Origin of the sequence: Enterococcus sp. DIV1096b (assembly GCF_050498765.1) — a bacterium.
GTDB classification, from domain to species: Bacteria; Bacillota; Bacilli; order Lactobacillales; family Enterococcaceae; genus Enterococcus_D; species Enterococcus_D entomosocium.
Map to the genome: position 1 here is coordinate 1,166,235 of NZ_JBMHEK010000001.1, position 18,799 is coordinate 1,185,033.

Consider the following 18,799-nt stretch of genomic DNA (forward strand, 5'->3'; position numbering starts at 1 on the left):
TTTTGTCTTTTTACCCGAAGGTGTGATTAAAAAAACAGCCGATCCATTGGACCGACTGTCGTAGCTTAAATCAATTTTCGGCAGGTAGCATTGCAAACAAACTTAAGAGATTGCCGTCTATATCTTTGACGATGGCATAGCGTTGCCCCCAAAAGGCACACCAAGGTTCTTTGAAAGACTGATACCCGGCAGCTACGACTTTTGCATGAAGGGCATCAACCTCTTCAGGGGAATCACATAAAAAGGCTAATTCAATTGTGTCACCAACAGTCATTGGTGCATGTCCGTAGATCCCGGCAACCATCTGGCGGCTATTCAAAGAGATGCGAACCCCGTCGTTTGCTAATTCCATATAATCTTCTGAGTGCTGACCTAATGGCGTGAAGCCAAGTACTTGATAAAAAGCCAGTGCCTGTTCCATGTTTTTTGTGATAATACCAACCATATCTAGTTTCATTGTTTTCTTCCTTTCTTGTGGGAATTCTTTCCATAACAGTCAATGCAGTTGCTAGCAATGAAGATTACCTCGTTTCTGTCAGACGGTAATGGTGCAACCGTTCAGCCAACGTACCAGTATGTAGTTCAAACAAATGGTTGTCATCGTCGTAAAAGTAAATGGAAGCACCTTCGCCTTTGATACGAGAACGATCTTTTTCGATCTTCAATCCTAGTCCTTGGATGCGCGTAATCAAGGAATCGATTTGAGTTTGATCGATTTTAAAGGCAATATGGTTATACGTTTTCGGCAGCTTCTGGGAGGCATCCTCCATAACAGCAAGCCATAAGCCATCGATCAAAAAGAATTTTTCTGGGAAGTAAGAATGGGGCTGGTCTCGGCTATCATAAATTTCCTCTGCTTCAAACAATGTTTCCAGCATCGTTGTCGTCTTTGCTAAATTCTGTACGATCAACGTGATATGGGAAATCTCCATCGCATCAACACTCCTTCGTTATGACGAAATAGGGGAAAGAGAAACAATTAGTATCAAAATAAGCATTATGTTAGTGATTGTAAAATACCAATAGGAAGAGCAGAACATAAAACAGTGCATCAGTTGTGCAAGGAATAACTTTCTTCTTGTATTTTGTCCAAAAGAAGACATTTATTAAGAAGAGGATAATCACTGTCGGTAAGCTAAAGGTCCAAGCAGGGTGTTTAATGAAAATGAAAAGCATATTTCCAATAAGAGCAAAAAGAAAAGCGCCATAAAACAGACGATAGTTACTAGGTAGATACGTAAAATTGCCAAGCATGGGTTCACCTCCTATAGGCAGTATAGCATGAAAGGATCGACTGGCACTCAAAGTATATTGAAAGGACAGCTAGAAGAAAAAGCTAGTTCATGTTCTATGTGCCGCCTTTGTTGAACATTAGTTTCTTTTTTACATTATACATTAAAATTTATTTATACGTCGCTTCAAAGAAAAAGTTGGCTCAAAAGTTCAAAGCAAATAAGTGAAAATAGGGGAGTGGTTGTGTAAAGAGGGAAATAAAAATGCAGCAGCTATCATTGCAAAATGTCTGAAAAAAAAGAAGTTCGCAAACGCCTTGGTTATCAGCGTTTGCGAACTTCTTAAATAGTATTATTTTGTTTCGCGGTGTAAAGTAACTTTTCTTTCACGTGGGCAATATTTTTTCTTTTCCAAACGATCAGGATTGTTACGTTTGTTTTTGTTTGATAAGTAGTTGCGTTCTTTACAAGAAGTGCACTCTAATGTGATGTTTACGCGCATGATTTTCCCCCCTAACGATACAAGAATCCTCTAAGAAATCTCTCAGACTAAAATATAATAGCATGTTTTGTGCGGGAATGCTAGCTTTTTCCTGAAATTTGTTAAGTAGTTTTACTTGACGAATTACTTGAAACGCATTAGTCCAATTTGCTCTGGATATCTTCGATCATTTTGGTATAGGCGATAGGACCGTTGTAGAGCCAGCTTGATTCAGGACCGAATTCCCATAAATGATTGTTTTTGACTGCATCAAGATTTTGCCAGACTTGTTCGCTGAAAAAATCAGCGCCTTTATCACTATTCACTAAAATCAAGTAATCGGCATCCAATTCTGCCAATTTTTCCAGAGAAACGGCAGACCAGTCAGCAGTGGCACTTTCACTGATTTCTGAAACAAGCGAGGGAACTTCAAAACCGAGTTCGTGATACAGCAGTTGACCACTTGATTTTGTTTCTGAAACCATGAAGACAGAATTATTGACCACCCATAAAACAGCAATTGACTTGCCTTGGATTTGATCAGCGTACGTTTCCTTGGTAGTAGCGACTAAGTCATCATAATCAGCTTCTACTTGGGCAGCTTCCTCTTCTTTGTGTAAGACCTTTGCGATATCTGTCAGACGTTCACGCCAGGTTACTTCCTCGCCATTTGTGACCACATAGGTCGGCGCGATCTTACTGTACTGATCATATTTGTCGCCTTCCACCATGGAATTGCTATCCATCAGCAGCAGGTCTGGCTCAAAGCTCAAGACATCTTCATAGGGCAGATCATAGTTGATTCTTGGCACATCTGCTAGTTTGTCTTGCAAGTATGCTTGATCACTGTCATTGCCGACTGTCCATTGAGCAACCGGGGTTACCCCTAAAGCGACCAAATAATCTTCCAAGTAACTACCGATCACCCGTTGTGGGTTTTCGGGAACAGTGACTTCATTTCCCATCGCATCGGTAAAGGTTGTTGCTATTTCTGAAGAAGTAGTGGCTGATCCACTGCTATCCGTTGAGTCATTATTCGTACCGCAAGCACCCAGTAGAGTAAGGGAGCAGGCTGCTAGCAGGGTAAGCCAAGTACTTCTTTTTGACCATTGTTTCATAGAAAAACTTCCTCCTTTGTTAAAAGATGAGCACTTATCATTTTAATTGAGAATAATTCTCATTTGCTGATTGCTATTATTACGGAGAAACGCTGATTTGTCAATCTTATTTTTTTATTTCCTTTTTTTAGAACTATTGACGAATAGTAGGATTACATTCATAATTGATAAGCATTATCAATCAATTATTTTGGGGACGAATATGGCGAAATTACGAACAGTTGACTTGAGTGTCGGCTATCAAAAACAAAAAATTGTGCAAAATCTAACAATTGAGATTCCAGAAGGGAAAATCATCGGCTTGATTGGTCCGAACGGCAGTGGAAAATCGACATTTTTAAAGGCACTCGCCCGAATTTTACAGCCTTTGTCTGGTGAGGTCCTATTAGATACACAAAACCTCCAGAACATCAAAACCAAAGAAGTGGCTAAAAAGATTGCGCTGCTTTCACAAGTTAGCGACTCATCGATTGGCTTGACGATTCGCGAAATTGTTTCTTACGGTCGTTTTCCCTATCAAAAAGGACTGAATAGTCTATCGGAACAAGATCTTGCAGCGATCGACTGGTCTTTGCAGGCAACTGGTTTGACGGCACTGGCAGAAGAAGTGATCAGTACGCTGTCAGGGGGACAAAAGCAGCGCGTTTGGATCGCCATGGCACTGGCGCAAGATACGGATATCGTGATTTTAGATGAACCAACAACCTTTTTAGATCCTGCGCATCAATTAGAAATTTTGCTCTTATTACAGCAAATCAATAAAACCTATGGGAAAACGATCATTATGTCGATTCATGACCTGAATCATGCGTCACGTTTTTCTGATTATATTTACGCATTAAAAGGTGGAGAGCTTTTGGTTTCCGGTACACCGGAAACGGTGCTGACCAAAGAATGGCTGCAGCGTTTGTTTGAGATCGATGCCGTGTTAGGTACCTTTCCTAATAGTACAAAGCCGCTGGTCTTGACCTATGAGTTAGGAGCGCAGATATGAAAAAGTTTCCTTGGCTGCTGCTGCTTTTTAGTGGCTGCTTTATTATCTGTTTCTTTTTAGCGATCACTCAAGGAGCAGCGGACCTTTCTTTTGAAACGATCTGGGATGCCGTCTTTGCTTTTGATTATGAGAATCAGCTGCATCAAGTCTTGCGCAATATTCGGTTGCCACGTGTTTTGGCTGCTTTTCTAGTAGGAAGTTGTTTTGCTGTTACAGGAGCCATCATGCAGGGGATTACGAGAAATCCCTTGGCAGATGGTGGTCTTTTAGGTGTCAATAGTGGGGCTGCCTTGGGACTAGCGATCGCATTTATCCTCTTTCCTAGTGTGCAACCGAGTCAAGCGGCGCTGTTTTCCTTTTTTGGTGCGTTTGCGGCAACTGGGCTGCTTTTTTTACTGACCAGATACGCCAAACTAGGCATGTCGCCCACGGGACTGATTTTGGCTGGTGTGGCATTAAGTTCTTTTTTCTCAGCCATTAGTCAAACTCTGTCATTGCAATTTGATTTAAACCAAGAGATAGCCTTTTGGTTTATCGGTGGTGCGGCGAATGTGACTTGGCAGCAACTGCGTTTTGTGGGCCCCATCTATCTGATCGCCATCGTTTTTGTGCTACGGCTAGGAAAAGCCCTCAATCTGTTAGCACTAGGAGATGACACCGTCATTTCATTAGGCAAGCACCCGCATCTGATTCGGGCATCTGCCTTACTGTTAGTCGTAGTTTTGGCGGGAATGGCGGTTTCGCTTGTAGGACCGGTCAGCTTTGTCGGCTTAATGGTTCCTCATGTCGTGCGGGGGATGGTGGGCAAAAACTATCAACTGATTTTGCCTTTGACGATCCTTGGAGGGGGAACACTGGTGATGGCCGCTGATCTGGCAGGTCGCTTGATCAATCCCCCTTTTGAGACACCCTTTGGGATACTGATGGCATTGATCGGTGTGCCTTTTCTATTGGTCAAGATACGGAGGGAAGACTGATGAAAAAAACACTCTTTGTTTTTTTTCTACTGGTGATGGCCGCTTTTTTAGGAAGTGTCATGGTGGGAAAAACAATCTTAACCTTTCAGACATTAGGGGCAATCTTTCAAGGTACGGCTTCTTCGAGTCAGGTACTGACGTTTACTGAGTTTCGACTACCACGGGCTTGTCTGGCGCTGATCGCCGGCGGTGCCTTTGGTTTTTCTGGTTTTGTCTTGCAGGGGGTGACGAGAAACGAGCTGGCTGATGCAAGTATCGTAGGAATCAACAATGGCGCGGGTCTCTTTGTAATGATCTACTTAGGGGTTTATACCCAAGGATCGCAGCTTTTACCTGTCGTTGGGATCTTCGGTGGCTTGTTGGCTGCTGTACTGGTCTATTTGATTGCCTATAAACACCGCCAATTGTTGTCGATGGAGCGAGTGCTGCTTGCGGGAATCGCCGTCAATGCAGGGTTGGCCGCGGCTACTTTACTTTTTACGGTGGAATTATCAAAAGACCGCTATCGCTTTGTAACAGCATGGCTTTCTGGATCTATCTGGGGAACCTCGTGGCAGCAAATTACCAGTCTGCTTCCTTGGGTCATCGTATTGTCTGTCGCAGCTTTCTGGACCGTACCTAAACTTAATCTGCTTGGTTTTGGTGAGGAACAGGCAATTAGCTTAGGGGTTTCTTTGACACGGTTGCGGACGTGGTTTTTAGTGATTGCGGTTGGTTTGGCTGCCAGTACGGTTGGCTATACCGGTAATTTAGCCTTTGTGGGCTTATTGGCGCCTCATATCGCCAAGGGACTCATCGGCAGAGAATCTCGCAGTGCCTTTTTCTTAGCGGGAATGATCGGCAGTCTGCTGGTCTTAGTAAGTGATACGATCGGTCGTTTACTATTGACAAGCGGTGAGATCCCAGCTGGTATCATCATTTCTATCGTGGGGGCACCGTACTTTGTCTTTTTACTGATCCGGCGTAAAGAAGGATGAGCAGATAGTCATGATCTTGCCAAGAAATCTGCGATTCTAGTTTGCTATTTGGACACAGTTTTTGGTACTATTTCTGAGAGGAGTGATCCAATGGAAAAACCAGTCATTAGAGAGCACATGATCCAAACATTAAAAAAAATGCCGAGCAAACAAAAGCAGCAGAAAGAAACGGTGATTTTGCAGTTGCTGTTTTCTTCTCAGATTTGGCAAACGGCTAAGTCAGTAGGAGTGATCCGTTCGTTGCCATTTGAATTTGATACAGCGGCTATTTTTGCTAAAGGATTTGAACAAAACAAACGAATCGCAGTGCCGAAAGCACAACAAAAAAAATTGCAGTTTTATCATGTGGAGCCGGCAACGCGTTATGAAACGTCGGCATTTGGGGTTGAAGAGCCGATCAGTGAGCAAGAAGCCCATCACTTGGATTTACTCATTGTTCCCGGCTTGGCTTTTTCGAAAAAAGGCTATCGCATCGGCTTTGGCGGCGGCTATTATGATCGTTTCTTGTCAGCTTTTGATGGCAAGACCGTTTCTTTGGTCTTCGGAGAACAATTCAACGATCAATGGACACCAGATGTATTCGACATTCCAATCGATAAAATCTATACGGATTCGCTTATTCGCACGTAAAGGAGCACGTCAATGAATTCTCAAATGAAAAGATGGCTGAATCAGTCGATCTTCACGTATCTATTTTTAGCTATCCAAACTATTGTGTTTATCTTGGGTTATTTTAGTCCCTCTATTCAATCAGGCGGGGTGATGTTTGGTCCGTTTGTCGTCTATTTAAATGAATATTGGCGTTTCGTTACCCCAATCTTTCTGCATTTCGGGTTGGCACATTTTGCAATCAACTCTGTGATTCTCTATTATATGGGGCAACAAGTAGAAGCCATCTATGGTCATAGCCGTTTTTTTGCCTTGTATTTACTAAGCGGCATCATGGGCAATACCATGAGTTTTGCTTTCAACCAAATAGGGGTTCAATCAGCAGGCGCTAGTACTTCATTATTCGGGCTTTTCGGGGCATTTTTGATTTTAGGTTGGCATTTTAGAAATGATTACCGCATCCAAGCAATGGTACGGCAATTTGCCCTATTCGTTGGATTGAACCTGGTTTTTGGGGTGTTTGATCAAACGATTGATATGTGGGGACACATTGGCGGGATCCTCGGTGGGTTATTGTTAGGGAATCTTTTGGCATTGCCAAAGAACTATGGAAAATATTCGATCCACACCAGAATCCTCTCTGGCGGACTCTTTGTTTTCTTATTGGCTATTTTTGTGATATATGGTTTTAAAAAATATTAATTACTTGTATAATAAGCAGGAAGTGGTTAAATGGAAACGTTATATGACGTACAACAATTACTGAAACAATTTGGTGTTTACGTATATGTCGGCAAGCGGATCTACGATATAGAACTGATGCAAATCGAGTTGAAAAACTTTTATGACAGTCGCTTGATAGATCGGGATGTATATCTGACTGCCCGGCGAATTCTTACGCGGGAGCATCGAATTGAAGAAAGCCGGGAGGAAAACAAGTGATGGACAAAAAAATCATCGGAATTGATTTAGGCGGAACAACGGTGAAATTCGCTATTTTAACGAGCGAAGGCGAGATTCAGCAAAAATGGAGTATTGACACCAATATTCTTGATGAAGGCTCACATATCGTGCCAGAAATCGTGGCATCGATCAATCATCGCCTAGAATTATATGGCTTACAGCCGGAAGCATTTATCGGTATTGGTATGGGGACACCAGGAAGTGTCGACCGTGACAAAGGAACCGTCATAGGTGCCTACAATCTGAACTGGAAAACACTTCAGCCAGTCAAAGAACTGATTGAAAAAGGCACAAAAATCCCATTTGCCATCGATAACGATGCCAATGTAGCAGCTTTAGGTGAGCGTTGGAAAGGGGCAGGGGATAACAATCCTGATGTCATCTTTATCACACTAGGTACAGGTGTTGGCGGCGGTATCATCATGGAAGGGCAATTGCTTCATGGGGTTGCTGGTTGTGCCGGAGAAATCGGTCATATCACTGTTGATCCTGAAGGGTTCGAATGTACTTGCGGCAAACGTGGTTGTTTAGAAACGGTTTCTAGTGCGACGGGTGTTGTGCGAGTTGCTCGACAGTTGGCAGAAGAATATGCTGGCGACTCGGCATTGAAACAACAGCTGGACAATGGGGAAGATGTTTCAAGTAAAGATATTTTTGAAGCGGCTCAAGCAAACGATTCATTTGGCTTGATGGTCGTTGATAAAGTGTGCTTCTACCTTGGGTTGGCATGCGGAAACCTAGGAAACACATTAAATCCATCAAGTATCGTTTTAGGTGGAGGCGTATCGGCAGCCGGTGAATTTTTACGTGAACGGGTTGCTGCCTACTTTGCTCAATTTACCTTCCCACAGGTAACGGAAAGTACTGAAATCAAATTGGCCGAACTTGGGAATGATGCCGGTGTGATTGGGGCAGCATCATTAGCTTTGCAGTTTGCAGCAAAAGCATAGATGACAAGCTGCTAGGCAAGGATAGATTAAAGCAGCATAAATCAAAAAAGAATGTTTGTTACAATAGAGAGGAATAGAAGAAATGACACCAATTATGTGGCTAAACTTGGTTTTGGCATTAATAATCTTAGCAATCGCTTTGAACTGGGCGTATTTTCAAATTATGGGACGCCGTTCAGCAACGATCATCTCAGAAGATGAATTTAAAGCAGGAATGAAGAAAGCCCAAGTGATCGACGTTCGGGAAAAAAATGAATTTGACAGTGGGCATATTTTAGGGGCGCGTAATATTCCCTTTACTGTTTTAACCAATTCCTTCAGCGCATTTCGTAAAGATCAACCGATCTACTTATATGACACGCGTAAATCGTTGAGTATTCGCGCAGCAAATAAATTACGAAAAGAAGGCTTTACCAATGTCTATATCCTAAAAGAAGGTTATGAAGGCTGGAGTGGCAAGACGAAAAAGAAAAATAGTTTATAAAAGAGAGAACTTAAGGCAAAAGAACACAAGCAAATTTGAATGAGCGACGAAACACCAAACGGAGTGTTTCAAGTAAGTCATTGTTCAATTTACATTGTGGACTTTTGCCTTTATTTATAGAACTTAGGTCTATCGATAAGGAGAGTGTGCGTTGATCAAGCGAAAAAGAATTTATGAAGTGGCGGAAACGACAGATGGCTATCGGGTATTGGTGGATCGCATCTGGCCTAGAGGAATGAAAAAGGAGGCAGCCCAGATCGATCTATGGCTCAAAGCAGTCGCACCAAGTACTGAATTGCGCAAATGGTTTGGGCATGATCCTGAACGTTTTGATGCGTTTAAAGGCCGCTATCTACAAGAATTAGAGAAAGCGCCAGCTAAAGATGCCTTGGCACGGTTAAAAGCGTTGGTTGCTGAACAACAGACCGTGACCTTACTTTACGGAGCGAAAAATGAAGAACAAAATCAAGCCGTGATTTTGCAGGACTTACTGGAGAAGGCAGAATGATTACCTAAAAGAGCCGCCAGCCTATTGAAGGCTGACGGCTCTTTTGTAGCAAATGATTAGCGGGCAACGCTTTTACGCATCGCGCGTTTCCGTTTTTCATCATGATCTGCTTGTTGTTCGTCAATTGGATCAATCACTTGTTTCTTGACCGTCATAACAACACTTGCAGCTGCAGCAACCGTTGCGACTGTTCCTACTAAAAATCCTGAAAGAAATCGTTTCATCATTAAACACCTCGCCTTTAGTTATAGGTTCATTATGAATGAAAACGGAAAAAATATCAAAAAAAATCACTTTTGGGATTGAAAACGCTTGAAATAATTTAGTAAATAATTTACAATAAGTTTACTAAAAAGAAAGTGGGAGTGAGAAAAATGGAGCAATTGCAACAGATATTTATTGATAAATTTGGAACAGCAGGCACAGGCATGTATTTTGCGCCAGGGAGAATCAACTTGATCGGTGAACACACAGATTACAATGGCGGTTATGTTTTCCCGGCGGCAATCACATTAGGCACGTATGCAGTAGCACGAAAACGTGAAGACCAGTTGATCCAACTCTATTCAGAGAATTTTCCAGAAAAAGGCGTGATCTCCTTTCAGTTAGATGAACTAGATTACCGAAAAGAAGATGATTGGACAAACTATCCGAAAGGGGTCGTTCGTTTCCTAAAAGAAGCGGGGCAAGGGATCGATCGTGGCTTTGACATCGCTTTTTATGGCAACATTCCGAATGGCGCAGGTCTTTCTTCTTCTGCATCGATTGAATTGCTGACGGGGGTTTGTCTAAAAGATCTCTTTGATTTAACTTTGAAGACCTTGGACTTAGTTAAAATCGGCAAAAAAGTCGAAAATGAGTTTATTGGCGTTAACTCAGGGATCATGGATCAATTTGCGATCGGAATGGGTCAAAAAGACCATGCATTGCTTTTAGATACGAACACTTTAAATTATGAAGTCGTACCAGCGGCATTTGGTGATTATGTCGTAGCGATCATGAATACCAATAAGCGCCGCGAATTGGCTGATTCTAAATACAATGAACGACGTGCAGAATGTGAAGAAGCATTAGCTCGTTTGCAAAAATCATTAGCCGTTGATTCATTGGGTGCATTAGACGAAGCAACCTTTTTTGCAAATACAGCATTGATCGATGATCCACGCTTGATCAAACGGGCGAAACATGCAGTGACGGAAAACCAACGGACATTAAAAGCAAAAGCCGCTTTGACTGCTGGTGATCTTGAAGAATTCGGCCAGTTGTTAAATGCTTCGCATGCTTCATTGCGGGATGATTATGAAGTGACAGGGCGTGAACTAGATACATTAGTCGCAGCTGCTCAAGCGCATCCTGCTGTTTTAGGTGCGCGGATGACTGGTGCGGGCTTTGGCGGCTGCGGGATCGCATTGGTCAAAGCAAGTGAATGGGCTGATTTTGAAGCGTCCGTCAAAGCAACCTATTTAGCAGAAATCGGCTACGCAACCGACATTTATCAAGCAAGTATTGATGATGGTGCACGAAAACTGTAGAATAAGAAATGATGAAGGAATTTAGAAAGAAGGCTGAAAATATGGCGATTTTAGTATTAGGAGGAGCCGGCTATATCGGTTCTCATGCAGTCGATCAATTGATCGGACAAGGAAAACAAGTCGTTGTCGTTGACAATTTGCTGACAGGACATCGCCAAGCGATCCATCCAGCAGCAACCTTTTATGAAGGGGATATTCGCGACAAAGCATTTTTACAATCGGTTTTTGAAAAAGAAACGATCGATGGCGTGATTCACTTTGCTGCTAGCTCTTTGGTGGGTGAATCCGTAGAAAAACCATTGAAATATTTCAACAATAATGTGTATGGGATGCAGGTCCTCTTAGAAGTGATGAAGGAACATCAAGTGAAACATATTGTCTTTTCTTCTACAGCAGCAACCTATGGGGAACCTGATCATAGTCCAATCACGGAAGAAACCCCAACAAATCCTAAAAATCCTTATGGCGAAAGCAAGTTGATCATGGAAAAAATGATGCGTTGGTGCGATGAAGCCTATGGTATGAAGTATGTCGCATTGCGTTATTTCAATGTGGCTGGCGCGAAGTCGGATGCTTCGATCGGTGAAGACCATGATCCAGAAACACACTTAGTACCGATCATCTTACAAGCTGCTTTAGGACAACGAAAAGAAGTCGCGATTTTTGGGGAGGATTACGATACTCCAGATGGGACTTGTGTTCGTGATTATGTCCATGTCGAAGATCTGATCGCTGCTCACCTGTTGGCATTAGAATATTTACAAAAAGGCAATGAGAGCAATGTCTTCAATTTAGGCAGCAATCATGGGTACTCTGTGAAAGAAATGGTGGAAGCGGCCCGCAATGTAACGAAAAAAGAGATCCCAGCCAGAGTGGCGCCTCGCCGTGCCGGTGATCCAAGTACCTTAGTGGCATCGAGTGAAAAAGCACGAAAGGTTTTAGGCTGGAAACCAGTCTATACCGACGTCGAAGCAATCATCGAGACTGCTTGGAATTGGCATGTCAGCCATCCAAATGGGTATCAAGGGCAGGAGGAATAACCAATGACGATCAGCCAAACAATCAGCGATTTCGTCACTTTAGCAATCAAGGCTGGCGGCTGGATGGAAATGGATCGTATTTATTTGCAAAACCGAGTACTAGCTATGATCGGGGAAGCTGTTTTTGAGCCCAGCGAAATTCGTTCTGTTGCTCGTTCCTCGATTGAAATGATGGACGAACTGGTGGCATGTGCATTGAGCAATCAGCAAATTGGCGATTCTCACGCAGAAAGAGAAATCTTTGAAGCCCAGTTGATGGACTTTTTGACGCCACCACCTTCAGTAGTCAATGCTTTTTTTGCGCAACATTATGCCAATGATCCTAAAGAAGCGACGGATTATTTCTTTGAGCTGTGCCGTCAAAATGATTACATCAAGACTCGGGCCATCGCTAAAAATATCGTCTTTCCTGTTGATACGGAGTATGGGGAGATCGAGATCACGATCAATTTATCAAAACCTGAAAAAGATCCGAAGCAAATTGCCCAAGAAGGTACCGCTGCTTCTGTAGATTATCCGAAATGTATGTTGTGTTTGGAAAATGAAGGCTACCAAGGAAGGGTCAATTACCCAGCGCGGACCAATCATCGGATCATTCGTATGAATTTGGATAATGAAGCGTGGGGCTTCCAATATTCTCCTTACGCCTATTACAATGAGCATTCGATTTTTCTTTCTTTAGACCATCGGCCTATGAAAATCAATTTGCAAACCTTCGCTCGCTTGTTGCAGATCATTGAAGTGATGCCGCATTATTTTGTCGGGTCCAATGCCGATCTGCCGATCGTTGGGGGTTCGATCTTGTCCCATGACCATTACCAAGGAGGGCGGCATACGTTTGCCATGGCAAAAGCGCCAATCGAACAACACTTTTCTTTGACTGGGTTTCCTGATGTAGCTGCGGGGATCGTGAAGTGGCCAATGTCGGTGATACGATTACAAGCGAAAAACAAACAAAAATTAGCCGCCGCTTGCCAATATGTGTTAGCCCAATGGCAACAGTACTCAGATCCAAGTGTTTCGATCCTTGCTTTTTCAGAAGATGGGACGGCTCATCATACAGTGACACCGATCGCCCGCAAGCAAGGAGAGCTGTTTGAAATGGACTTAGTCTTGCGGGATAATAATGTTTCCAAAGAACATCCTGACGGCATTTTTCATCCACATCAAGAAGTGCAGCATATCAAAAAAGAAAATATCGGATTGATTGAAGTCATGGGTTTGGCAGTTCTCCCACCGCGTTTAGCTCCGGAACTAGAAGAAGTGACTGCTTATCTATTGGATCAGCCCAATCAGATCGCGGCTTACCATATACCGTGGGCAGATGCGATCAAAGCCCAGCACCCAGAATGCAATGCCGAAAACGTGTCGCAGATTTTGCGCAATGCATTAGGAGAAGTCTTTACACAAGTATTGACGCATGCAGGCGTCTTTAAACGAGACCAGACAGGGCAAGCGGCCTTTGCTCGCTTTATAGCTACTTTATAAAAAAGTTCCCCGCAAAAAAAGGAGGCTGGAAGATGGCAACGATTAAAGATATTGCACAACAGGCTGGCGTCTCGCCAGCCACTGTATCACGGGTGCTGAATTACGATTCAGAATTATCGGTCAGTTCTGAAACCAAAGAGAAAATTTTTAAAGCCGCAGAAGCACTCAATTACACAAAACATAAAAAAAAGAGTCAGCCAGAAACCAGTAGTATGCGCTTGATCCAATGGTTTGATACCGAGGAAGAATTAGCGGATCTTTACTATTTAGCGATCCGTATCGGGATTGAAAACAAAACCGAAGAATTAGGGATCCGTTTGCTGAAAGAACCCTATGAAGGATTGTCTGATACCGCCGTCGATGGAACGATCGCGCTAGGGAAATTCGATGATCACCAGATTCGTCAATTGAAAAAAAGCCAATCCAATTTGTTGATGGTCGATTTTGACGCATTGGCCCAGGGCGTCAATTCTCTGGTGGTGGACTTTCAACAAGCGGTCGATTTAGTGATCGATGACTTTATTGCAAAAGGCCACCAAAGGATCGGCTTGTTATCAGGCGTTGAGTTTACCAAGGACCATCACCAAGAAATCGATGACCCTCGGCGCCGGATTTTTGAGGAACGGCTTCGTCGGTTGAAGTTGCACCACCCGCAATATCATCTCAGCGCACCGTTTACAGTAGAGGGCGGTTATGAGGCGATGAAAGAGTATTTGCAGCAAAACAAAGAGTTGCCAAGTGCCTTATTTGCTTCCAGTGATGCCTTAGCGATTGGCGCTATGCGTGCTTTGCAAGAAAAAAACATCAAGATTCCAGATAAGATCGCAATTATCGGCTTCAATGATGTCAGTGTCGCAAAGTACGTCTTTCCGACTCTGTCAACCATCAAAGTTCATACGGAATGGCTGGGGGAGCTGGCAGTGACGACCTTGCTGGATATCATTACGAATGCAGCACCCGTTCCTCGAAAAGTTACGATCGCAACGGAGCTGATTACGCGCCAATCTTCTTAGCAACCAGTTGAATCATCGGAGGATACCGTTACACACGTCAACTGAGTTTTAATGAAATAACAAAAAAATGAATATCGCCTTACCCGAACCTTTAAACAGCCCCGCTGGTTTGCAACTGCAGCCGTGCTTGCTTTTTTCAAAGGTTCGGGTATTGTTGTCCTATTGCTTTTTTTCTAAACGCAGGCATCTTTTTGGAGACTTGGTTGGGCATTTGATTAGAATATGGTAGAATATGAGAGAGTTTTTTGAATGGGGAGAAGATAGATGAAAACATTAGCGATTGATACCTCAAACCAGACACTGGCGGTTGCGGTGGTCGATGGTCAAGAAGTGTTGGGACAAAGCCAGACGATGGCGATCAAAAACCACAGCACAGCATTGATGCCTGCCATTGATGGATTGATGCAGGCGGTGGGGATGGCCCCTAAAGAGCTGGAGCAAATCGTTGTTGCGAAAGGTCCTGGCTCGTATACGGGTTTGCGCATCGGTGTCACAACAGCAAAAACGCTGGCACAAACATTGAACATCCCGCTGATTGGTGTTTCTAGTTTGAAAGCAGTCGCTGCCAATTGCGTGGGCGTATCGCAAGTGATCGTCCCGTTGTTTGACGCTCGCCGTCAAAATGTCTACGCAGGTGCCTACCAATGGCATAATGGTACCTTAGAAACAAGGATCAAAGACCAGCATATCTCACTGTCTGAGTTATTGACCCAGCTAAAAGCAGTTGATGGTCAAGAAGTGCTATTTGTCGGCGCCGATACCGTCAAATTTAAAGACATGATCGAGGCGGAACTGCCGACAGCCCATATCAATCAAGTGTCGTTTTGGAATTACCCGAATGGCGTTGTTTTAGCTGCTATTGCGAAAGAAGAAGCGCCGGTGGCTTCGATCCATGATTTTGTACCGGACTATTTAAAATTAGTTGAAGCCGAAGAAAAATGGTTAGCCTCGCATGAACCGGGAGTGGATGCCTATGTTGAAAAAATTTAAAACGATGACGGGAAAGTTGGCTCTTTTCCGTCAGATTCAATATCCAGAGCGTAAAAAAGAGATACGAGGGGAAACGTATGTTGTTCGTGAATTAGTCGGTGATGACATTAAAGAGCTGCTGCAGGTGGAGCGTCTCGTGTATGCTGGGGAACTGCCTTGGACCAAGAGCGCCTTTTTGTCAGAACTTTATTCACGGGTCAAACATCTTTATTTGGGCATCTTGCATAATGAACGGATGATTGGGTTTATCGGGGTGCGGATTTTAGGCGCTGATGCCCATATCACTAATATCGCGATCATTCCTGATTATCAAGGAAAAGGGATCGGTTCTTTCTTGATAGGAGAGATGGAACGTTATGCAAGGAAAAACAAATGCGACCGTTTGACATTAGAAGTTCGCCTGGGCAATCGTGATGCGCAACGTTTGTATCGGACCCTCGGGTTTGTTTCACAGGCGATCAAAACGGCGTATTACACTGAAGGCAATGAAGACGCATTGGATATGGTGAAATTTTTAAATGACTAACGAACAAGCAGAACAAACGATCCCGACACCGCAAATGCTCTGGTCATTGGCGGATCAGAGCTATCCCTTTGGCTCGCCTTGGAATCTGCAGCAATTTCAGCAAGATTTGCAAAACAGCAACAGTCGCTATTTGTTTCGTTATGGAAAAACCAAGCAAGAGCTGATTGGGTTTCTCTGTTTTCAGCAAGTGCTGGATGAAGCAGAGCTGTTTAATGTAGCGGTTTTACCAGCATATCAAGGGCATGGTTTGGCGAAAGAATTGTTGAAACAAATGGAATCGCTCGTGGAACAAACCGATGGTCGGCGGATCTATCTTGAAGTACGTGTGTCGAATTTACAAGCACAGGCCCTTTATTTGCGCATGGGCTATACGGTCATCGGTCGTAGAAAAAAATATTACAGTCATCCTGAAGAGGATGCGTTGATTATGGAAAAGAAAGTAGGCGGAAAAAAATCAAATGAATGAATTGATTTTAGCCATTGAAAGCAGTTGTGATGAAACCAGTGTGGCAGTGATTAAAAACGGCGACACCATTTTAAGTAACATTGTTGCTTCGCAGATCAAGAGCCACCAGCGCTTCGGCGGTGTCGTACCAGAAGTCGCTAGTCGTCACCATGTCGAACAGATTACTTTGTGCATCGACGAAGCATTGACCCAAGCCAACACACAACCAGAAGAATTATCAGCCGTGGCTGTCACCTATGGTCCAGGGTTGGTTGGGGCACTGTTGATTGGGCTTTCTGCAGCGAAAGCCTTTGCGTGGGCCCACAGCTTACCGCTGATTCCGGTCAATCACATGGCAGGACATATTTATGCAGCTCGCCTAGTGAAGCCATTGGTTTTTCCTTTAATGGCATTATTGGTCAGCGGCGGCCACACCGAATTGGTGTATATGGCAGAAGATGGCTCTTTTGAGATCATCGGAGAAACGAGAGATGATGCCGCTGGTGAAGCCTATGACAAAGTCGGTCGAGTTCTCGGTTTGCCTTATCCTAGTGGGAAAGAAATTGATCGCCTTGCACATCTAGGTAGTGATACGTATCACTTTCCTCGAGCAATGATGCAAGAAGATAATTTTGATTTTAGTTTCAGTGGCTTGAAGAGTTCCTTTATCAACTTTGTGCATAATGCACAGCAAAGAGAGGAAGCATTGTCAGTAGAAAATCTAGCAGCCAGTTTTCAAGCCAGCGTAGTCGAAGTATTGGTTCACAAAACAGTGCGGGCATGCCAAGCCTATCCGGTAAAACAACTGATCGTCGCTGGCGGGGTCGCCGCGAATCAAGGCTTGCGTGACGCTTTACAAAAAGCAATGCAGGAATTGCCGGAGGTAGAACTGTTGATTCCACCGTTGCGCCTTTGCGGAGATAATGCGGCCATGATTGGTGCCTATGCCCATGTTGCGTTGAAAAAGCAGCACCTAGCAGACCTTTCATTGAATGCTGATCCAAGTGTCAGCTTTGCCCATAGGATTTCTTAAGATGATTGCACCTAAGATCCGTTCTTAGGTGTTTTTTTTGTTTCATTTATGAGCAAACAGAAGATATAGTTGTATTATATTTCATTATTTGATATTCTGATGTATATTTATTAATTATTTGAGAGGCGGGTATGCAATGACATCAGTTTTTAAAGGACGCAGTTTTTTAGCAGAGAAAGATTTCACAAAAGAAGAACTGCAATATTTAATTGATTTTTCCCAGCACTTAAAAGGGATGAAAGCCAACAATCAACCACATCGCTACTTAGAAGGAAAAAATATTGCACTTTTGTTTGAAAAGAATTCGACACGGACACGAGCAGCCTTTACGGTTGCAGCGGTGGATCTGGGGGCACATCCGGAATTTTTAGGGGCCAATGATATTCAGTTGGGGTCTAAAGAATCCATTGAAGATACCGCCAAAGTATTCGGCCGCATGTTTGACGGGATCGAGTTTCGCGGCTTTAGCCAACAGGTTGTCGAAGATCTGGCCAACTATTCAGGCGTGCCTGTTTGGAATGGCTTAACGGATGACTGGCATCCAACACAAATGATCGCTGACTTTTTAACCATTCAAGAAAACTTCGGTGAACTGACTGGCTTGACCATCGCATACTGCGGGGATGGGCGCAACAATGTCGCCAATTCTTTGTTAGTGACGAGTGCGATTTTAGGGGTCAATATTCATGTCGTCACCCCGAAGGCCTTGCAGCCAGAAGCAAACATTATCGAACAAGCACAAGCCTATGCTCAGCACTCTGGCACAAAGATCCTGGTGACGGATGACGTGGATCAAGGTGTTTTAGGCGCTGATGTCGTGTATACCGATGTTTGGGTTTCAATGGGCGAAGAAGAAAAATTTGAAGAGCGGATCGAACAGCTGCTGCCTTATCAAGTAAACCAATCGTTGATGGAAAAAACGCAAAATGACCAAGTGATTTTTATGCACTGTTTACCGGCTTTTCATGATGAACAAACTATTTATGGCAAAAAAGCAGCGCAGGCGTATGGGATTTCTGAGATGGAAGTCACTGACGAGGTCTTTCGTAGCAAGTATGCTCGTCAATTTGATCAAGCCGAAAATCGTTTGCACTCAATCAAAGCGATCATGGCAGTGACTGCCGGGGATCTATTTATTCCTAAAGTATAAAAATAAAATTTTTGAAAAATGCCAGAATCTCGCTAGCCAAACAAACATTTCTTTGCTATACTTTCTGGGAAGTAAATAGCCTTGATTTGATGAAACAAGAGAAGTAGCGATTCGAGTATCAGTTAGCGAGTTCGGGGTGGTGGAAGCCGAATTGATCAGATTGTGAAACGCACTTGTGAGAATTTGCTAAGCAAACGGAATTCTGCCGTTATCAGAAAAAAGTGGGTCCGAAAAGGACAATCAGAGTGGTACCGCGGGAAATCTCGTCTCTAGTGCAAGTTATGCGCTA

Annotated in this window: 24 protein-coding genes and 1 other annotated feature; of the genes, 18 read left to right on the forward strand and 6 right to left on the reverse strand. The window is 43.5% G+C overall.

Annotated features, from left to right (window positions below):
* Positions 1–70 precede the first annotated feature (70 nt).
* From IGJ17_RS05650 to IGJ17_RS05670, 5 genes are all read right to left on the reverse strand, one after another.
* Positions 71–457 (reverse strand): VOC family protein, encoded by a 387-nt coding sequence (locus tag IGJ17_RS05650; RefSeq protein ID WP_061053912.1) that lies wholly within the window; start codon positions 455–457, stop codon positions 71–73.
* 64 nt (positions 458–521) lie between these two features.
* Entirely contained in the window at positions 522–932 is a 411-nt protein-coding gene (gene fosX / locus IGJ17_RS05655) for a FosX/FosE/FosI family fosfomycin resistance hydrolase (RefSeq protein WP_008381069.1), read from the reverse strand.
* Between the two features lie 70 nt (positions 933–1,002).
* Positions 1,003–1,254, reverse strand: coding sequence for a hypothetical protein (locus tag IGJ17_RS05660; protein WP_005237045.1), 252 nt, complete (start codon positions 1,252–1,254; stop codon positions 1,003–1,005).
* A gap of 330 nt (positions 1,255–1,584) precedes the next feature.
* A complete protein-coding gene (rpmG, locus tag IGJ17_RS05665) occupies positions 1,585–1,734 on the reverse strand; it encodes a 50S ribosomal protein L33 (protein WP_005229384.1) in 150 nt (49 codons plus the stop codon).
* A gap of 137 nt (positions 1,735–1,871) precedes the next feature.
* Positions 1,872–2,831, reverse strand: coding sequence for an ABC transporter substrate-binding protein (locus IGJ17_RS05670; protein WP_016621235.1), 960 nt, complete (start codon positions 2,829–2,831; stop codon positions 1,872–1,874).
* Positions 2,832–3,033: 202 nt separating this feature from the next.
* On the opposite strand from IGJ17_RS05670, the gene IGJ17_RS05675 reads away from it, so the two are divergent.
* The 9 genes from IGJ17_RS05675 (at position 3,034) to IGJ17_RS05715 (ending at position 9,293) form a co-directional block, all read left to right on the forward strand.
* Positions 3,034–3,825 (forward strand): ABC transporter ATP-binding protein, encoded by a 792-nt coding sequence (locus IGJ17_RS05675; RefSeq protein ID WP_061053916.1) that lies wholly within the window; start codon positions 3,034–3,036, stop codon positions 3,823–3,825.
* Entirely contained in the window at positions 3,822–4,802 is a 981-nt protein-coding gene (locus IGJ17_RS05680; protein WP_086332200.1) for a FecCD family ABC transporter permease, read from the forward strand. Before IGJ17_RS05675 ends, IGJ17_RS05680 begins: the two co-directional genes overlap by 4 nt.
* The gene (locus tag IGJ17_RS05685; protein ID WP_016621237.1) at positions 4,802–5,779 is read left to right on the forward strand and encodes a FecCD family ABC transporter permease; all 978 of its coding nucleotides are present in this window, start codon (positions 4,802–4,804) and stop codon (positions 5,777–5,779) included. The genes IGJ17_RS05680 and IGJ17_RS05685 overlap by 1 nt, the downstream gene beginning before the upstream one ends.
* Before the next feature lie 90 nt (positions 5,780–5,869).
* Positions 5,870–6,409 carry a 5-formyltetrahydrofolate cyclo-ligase gene (locus tag IGJ17_RS05690; RefSeq protein ID WP_086299630.1) on the forward strand — a complete coding sequence of 180 codons (540 nt, stop codon included), beginning with the start codon at positions 5,870–5,872 and terminating at the stop codon, positions 6,407–6,409.
* 12 nt (positions 6,410–6,421) lie between these two features.
* The gene (locus IGJ17_RS05695) at positions 6,422–7,090 is read left to right on the forward strand and encodes a rhomboid family intramembrane serine protease (protein ID WP_086332201.1); all 669 of its coding nucleotides are present in this window, start codon (positions 6,422–6,424) and stop codon (positions 7,088–7,090) included.
* Between the two features lie 30 nt (positions 7,091–7,120).
* A complete protein-coding gene (locus tag IGJ17_RS05700; protein ID WP_005229394.1) occupies positions 7,121–7,330 on the forward strand; it encodes a YqgQ family protein in 210 nt (69 codons plus the stop codon).
* A complete protein-coding gene (locus IGJ17_RS05705; RefSeq protein ID WP_008381084.1) occupies positions 7,330–8,301 on the forward strand; it encodes an ROK family glucokinase in 972 nt (323 codons plus the stop codon). Before IGJ17_RS05700 ends, IGJ17_RS05705 begins: the two co-directional genes overlap by 1 nt.
* Positions 8,302–8,383: 82 nt before the next feature.
* Positions 8,384–8,785 (forward strand): rhodanese-like domain-containing protein, encoded by a 402-nt coding sequence (locus IGJ17_RS05710; protein ID WP_016613157.1) that lies wholly within the window; start codon positions 8,384–8,386, stop codon positions 8,783–8,785.
* A 151-nt stretch (positions 8,786–8,936) separates the two neighbouring features.
* Positions 8,937–9,293, forward strand: coding sequence for a DUF488 domain-containing protein (locus IGJ17_RS05715; protein WP_016613158.1), 357 nt, complete (start codon positions 8,937–8,939; stop codon positions 9,291–9,293).
* 56 nt (positions 9,294–9,349) lie between these two features.
* On the opposite strand, the gene IGJ17_RS05720 is transcribed toward IGJ17_RS05715, so the two are convergent.
* Complete coding sequence (locus IGJ17_RS05720; RefSeq protein WP_017144401.1) at positions 9,350–9,517, reverse strand: DUF3042 family protein; 168 nt, start codon at positions 9,515–9,517, stop codon at positions 9,350–9,352.
* A gap of 150 nt (positions 9,518–9,667) precedes the next feature.
* On the opposite strand from IGJ17_RS05720, the gene IGJ17_RS05725 reads away from it, so the two are divergent.
* The 9 genes from IGJ17_RS05725 to argF all read left to right on the forward strand — a co-directional run bounded on the left by IGJ17_RS05725 (position 9,668) and on the right by argF (position 18,510).
* Entirely contained in the window at positions 9,668–10,825 is a 1,158-nt protein-coding gene (locus IGJ17_RS05725) for a galactokinase (protein WP_008381089.1), read from the forward strand.
* A gap of 41 nt (positions 10,826–10,866) precedes the next feature.
* Complete coding sequence (galE, locus tag IGJ17_RS05730; RefSeq protein WP_081118772.1) at positions 10,867–11,865, forward strand: UDP-glucose 4-epimerase GalE; 999 nt, start codon at positions 10,867–10,869, stop codon at positions 11,863–11,865.
* Positions 11,866–11,868: 3 nt separating this feature from the next.
* Positions 11,869–13,353, forward strand: a complete 1,485-nt coding sequence (gene galT, locus IGJ17_RS05735) for a UDP-glucose--hexose-1-phosphate uridylyltransferase (protein ID WP_086332202.1) — start codon at positions 11,869–11,871, stop codon at positions 13,351–13,353.
* Positions 13,354–13,385: 32 nt separating this feature from the next.
* On the forward strand, positions 13,386–14,366 hold the full coding sequence (locus tag IGJ17_RS05740; RefSeq protein ID WP_086332203.1) for a LacI family DNA-binding transcriptional regulator: 981 nt from the start codon (positions 13,386–13,388) through the stop codon (positions 14,364–14,366).
* Positions 14,367–14,630: 264 nt separating this feature from the next.
* Complete coding sequence (gene tsaB / locus IGJ17_RS05745; RefSeq protein WP_005237009.1) at positions 14,631–15,356, forward strand: tRNA (adenosine(37)-N6)-threonylcarbamoyltransferase complex dimerization subunit type 1 TsaB; 726 nt, start codon at positions 14,631–14,633, stop codon at positions 15,354–15,356.
* Positions 15,340–15,882: a ribosomal protein S18-alanine N-acetyltransferase gene (rimI, locus tag IGJ17_RS05750; protein WP_008381099.1), complete on the forward strand. Its 543-nt coding sequence runs from the start codon at positions 15,340–15,342 to the stop codon at positions 15,880–15,882. Before tsaB ends, rimI (IGJ17_RS05750) begins: the two co-directional genes overlap by 17 nt.
* A complete protein-coding gene (gene rimI, locus IGJ17_RS05755; protein ID WP_086332204.1) occupies positions 15,875–16,348 on the forward strand; it encodes a ribosomal protein S18-alanine N-acetyltransferase in 474 nt (157 codons plus the stop codon). The genes rimI (IGJ17_RS05750) and rimI (IGJ17_RS05755) overlap by 8 nt, the downstream gene beginning before the upstream one ends.
* The gene (gene tsaD / locus IGJ17_RS05760) at positions 16,341–17,360 is read left to right on the forward strand and encodes a tRNA (adenosine(37)-N6)-threonylcarbamoyltransferase complex transferase subunit TsaD (RefSeq protein WP_016621244.1); all 1,020 of its coding nucleotides are present in this window, start codon (positions 16,341–16,343) and stop codon (positions 17,358–17,360) included. The genes rimI (IGJ17_RS05755) and tsaD overlap by 8 nt, the downstream gene beginning before the upstream one ends.
* A gap of 136 nt (positions 17,361–17,496) precedes the next feature.
* Positions 17,497–18,510, forward strand: coding sequence for an ornithine carbamoyltransferase (gene argF, locus IGJ17_RS05765; RefSeq protein WP_086332205.1), 1,014 nt, complete (start codon positions 17,497–17,499; stop codon positions 18,508–18,510).
* Positions 18,511–18,590: 80 nt separating this feature from the next.
* Positions 18,591–18,784, forward strand: a binding site (T-box leader).
* The last annotated feature ends 15 nt before the right edge of the window (positions 18,785–18,799 follow it).

What these genes read in the sequence shown, in the direction of transcription:
- IGJ17_RS05650 (WP_061053912.1), bottom strand. Translation starts at nt 457, where the DNA reads ATGAAACTAGATATGGTTGGTATTATCACAAAAAACATGGAACAGGCA.
- fosX (WP_008381069.1), bottom strand. Translation starts at nt 932, where the DNA reads ATGGAGATTTCCCATATCACGTTGATCGTACAGAATTTAGCAAAGACG.
- IGJ17_RS05660 (WP_005237045.1), bottom strand. Translation starts at nt 1,254, where the DNA reads ATGCTTGGCAATTTTACGTATCTACCTAGTAACTATCGTCTGTTTTAT.
- rpmG (WP_005229384.1), bottom strand. Translation starts at nt 1,734, where the DNA reads ATGCGCGTAAACATCACATTAGAGTGCACTTCTTGTAAAGAACGCAAC.
- IGJ17_RS05670 (WP_016621235.1), bottom strand. Translation starts at nt 2,831, where the DNA reads ATGAAACAATGGTCAAAAAGAAGTACTTGGCTTACCCTGCTAGCAGCC.
- IGJ17_RS05675 (WP_061053916.1), top strand. Translation starts at nt 3,034, where the DNA reads ATGGCGAAATTACGAACAGTTGACTTGAGTGTCGGCTATCAAAAACAA.
- IGJ17_RS05680 (WP_086332200.1), top strand. Translation starts at nt 3,822, where the DNA reads ATGAAAAAGTTTCCTTGGCTGCTGCTGCTTTTTAGTGGCTGCTTTATT.
- IGJ17_RS05685 (WP_016621237.1), top strand. Translation starts at nt 4,802, where the DNA reads ATGAAAAAAACACTCTTTGTTTTTTTTCTACTGGTGATGGCCGCTTTT.
- IGJ17_RS05690 (WP_086299630.1), top strand. Translation starts at nt 5,870, where the DNA reads ATGGAAAAACCAGTCATTAGAGAGCACATGATCCAAACATTAAAAAAA.
- IGJ17_RS05695 (WP_086332201.1), top strand. Translation starts at nt 6,422, where the DNA reads ATGAATTCTCAAATGAAAAGATGGCTGAATCAGTCGATCTTCACGTAT.
- IGJ17_RS05700 (WP_005229394.1), top strand. Translation starts at nt 7,121, where the DNA reads ATGGAAACGTTATATGACGTACAACAATTACTGAAACAATTTGGTGTT.
- IGJ17_RS05705 (WP_008381084.1), top strand. Translation starts at nt 7,330, where the DNA reads ATGGACAAAAAAATCATCGGAATTGATTTAGGCGGAACAACGGTGAAA.
- IGJ17_RS05710 (WP_016613157.1), top strand. Translation starts at nt 8,384, where the DNA reads ATGACACCAATTATGTGGCTAAACTTGGTTTTGGCATTAATAATCTTA.
- IGJ17_RS05720 (WP_017144401.1), bottom strand. Translation starts at nt 9,517, where the DNA reads ATGAAACGATTTCTTTCAGGATTTTTAGTAGGAACAGTCGCAACGGTT.
- IGJ17_RS05725 (WP_008381089.1), top strand. Translation starts at nt 9,668, where the DNA reads ATGGAGCAATTGCAACAGATATTTATTGATAAATTTGGAACAGCAGGC.
- galE (WP_081118772.1), top strand. Translation starts at nt 10,867, where the DNA reads ATGGCGATTTTAGTATTAGGAGGAGCCGGCTATATCGGTTCTCATGCA.
- galT (WP_086332202.1), top strand. Translation starts at nt 11,869, where the DNA reads ATGACGATCAGCCAAACAATCAGCGATTTCGTCACTTTAGCAATCAAG.
- IGJ17_RS05740 (WP_086332203.1), top strand. Translation starts at nt 13,386, where the DNA reads ATGGCAACGATTAAAGATATTGCACAACAGGCTGGCGTCTCGCCAGCC.
- tsaB (WP_005237009.1), top strand. Translation starts at nt 14,631, where the DNA reads ATGAAAACATTAGCGATTGATACCTCAAACCAGACACTGGCGGTTGCG.
- rimI (WP_008381099.1), top strand. Translation starts at nt 15,340, where the DNA reads ATGTTGAAAAAATTTAAAACGATGACGGGAAAGTTGGCTCTTTTCCGT.
- rimI (WP_086332204.1), top strand. Translation starts at nt 15,875, where the DNA reads ATGACTAACGAACAAGCAGAACAAACGATCCCGACACCGCAAATGCTC.
- tsaD (WP_016621244.1), top strand. Translation starts at nt 16,341, where the DNA reads ATGAATGAATTGATTTTAGCCATTGAAAGCAGTTGTGATGAAACCAGT.
- argF (WP_086332205.1), top strand. Translation starts at nt 17,497, where the DNA reads ATGACATCAGTTTTTAAAGGACGCAGTTTTTTAGCAGAGAAAGATTTC.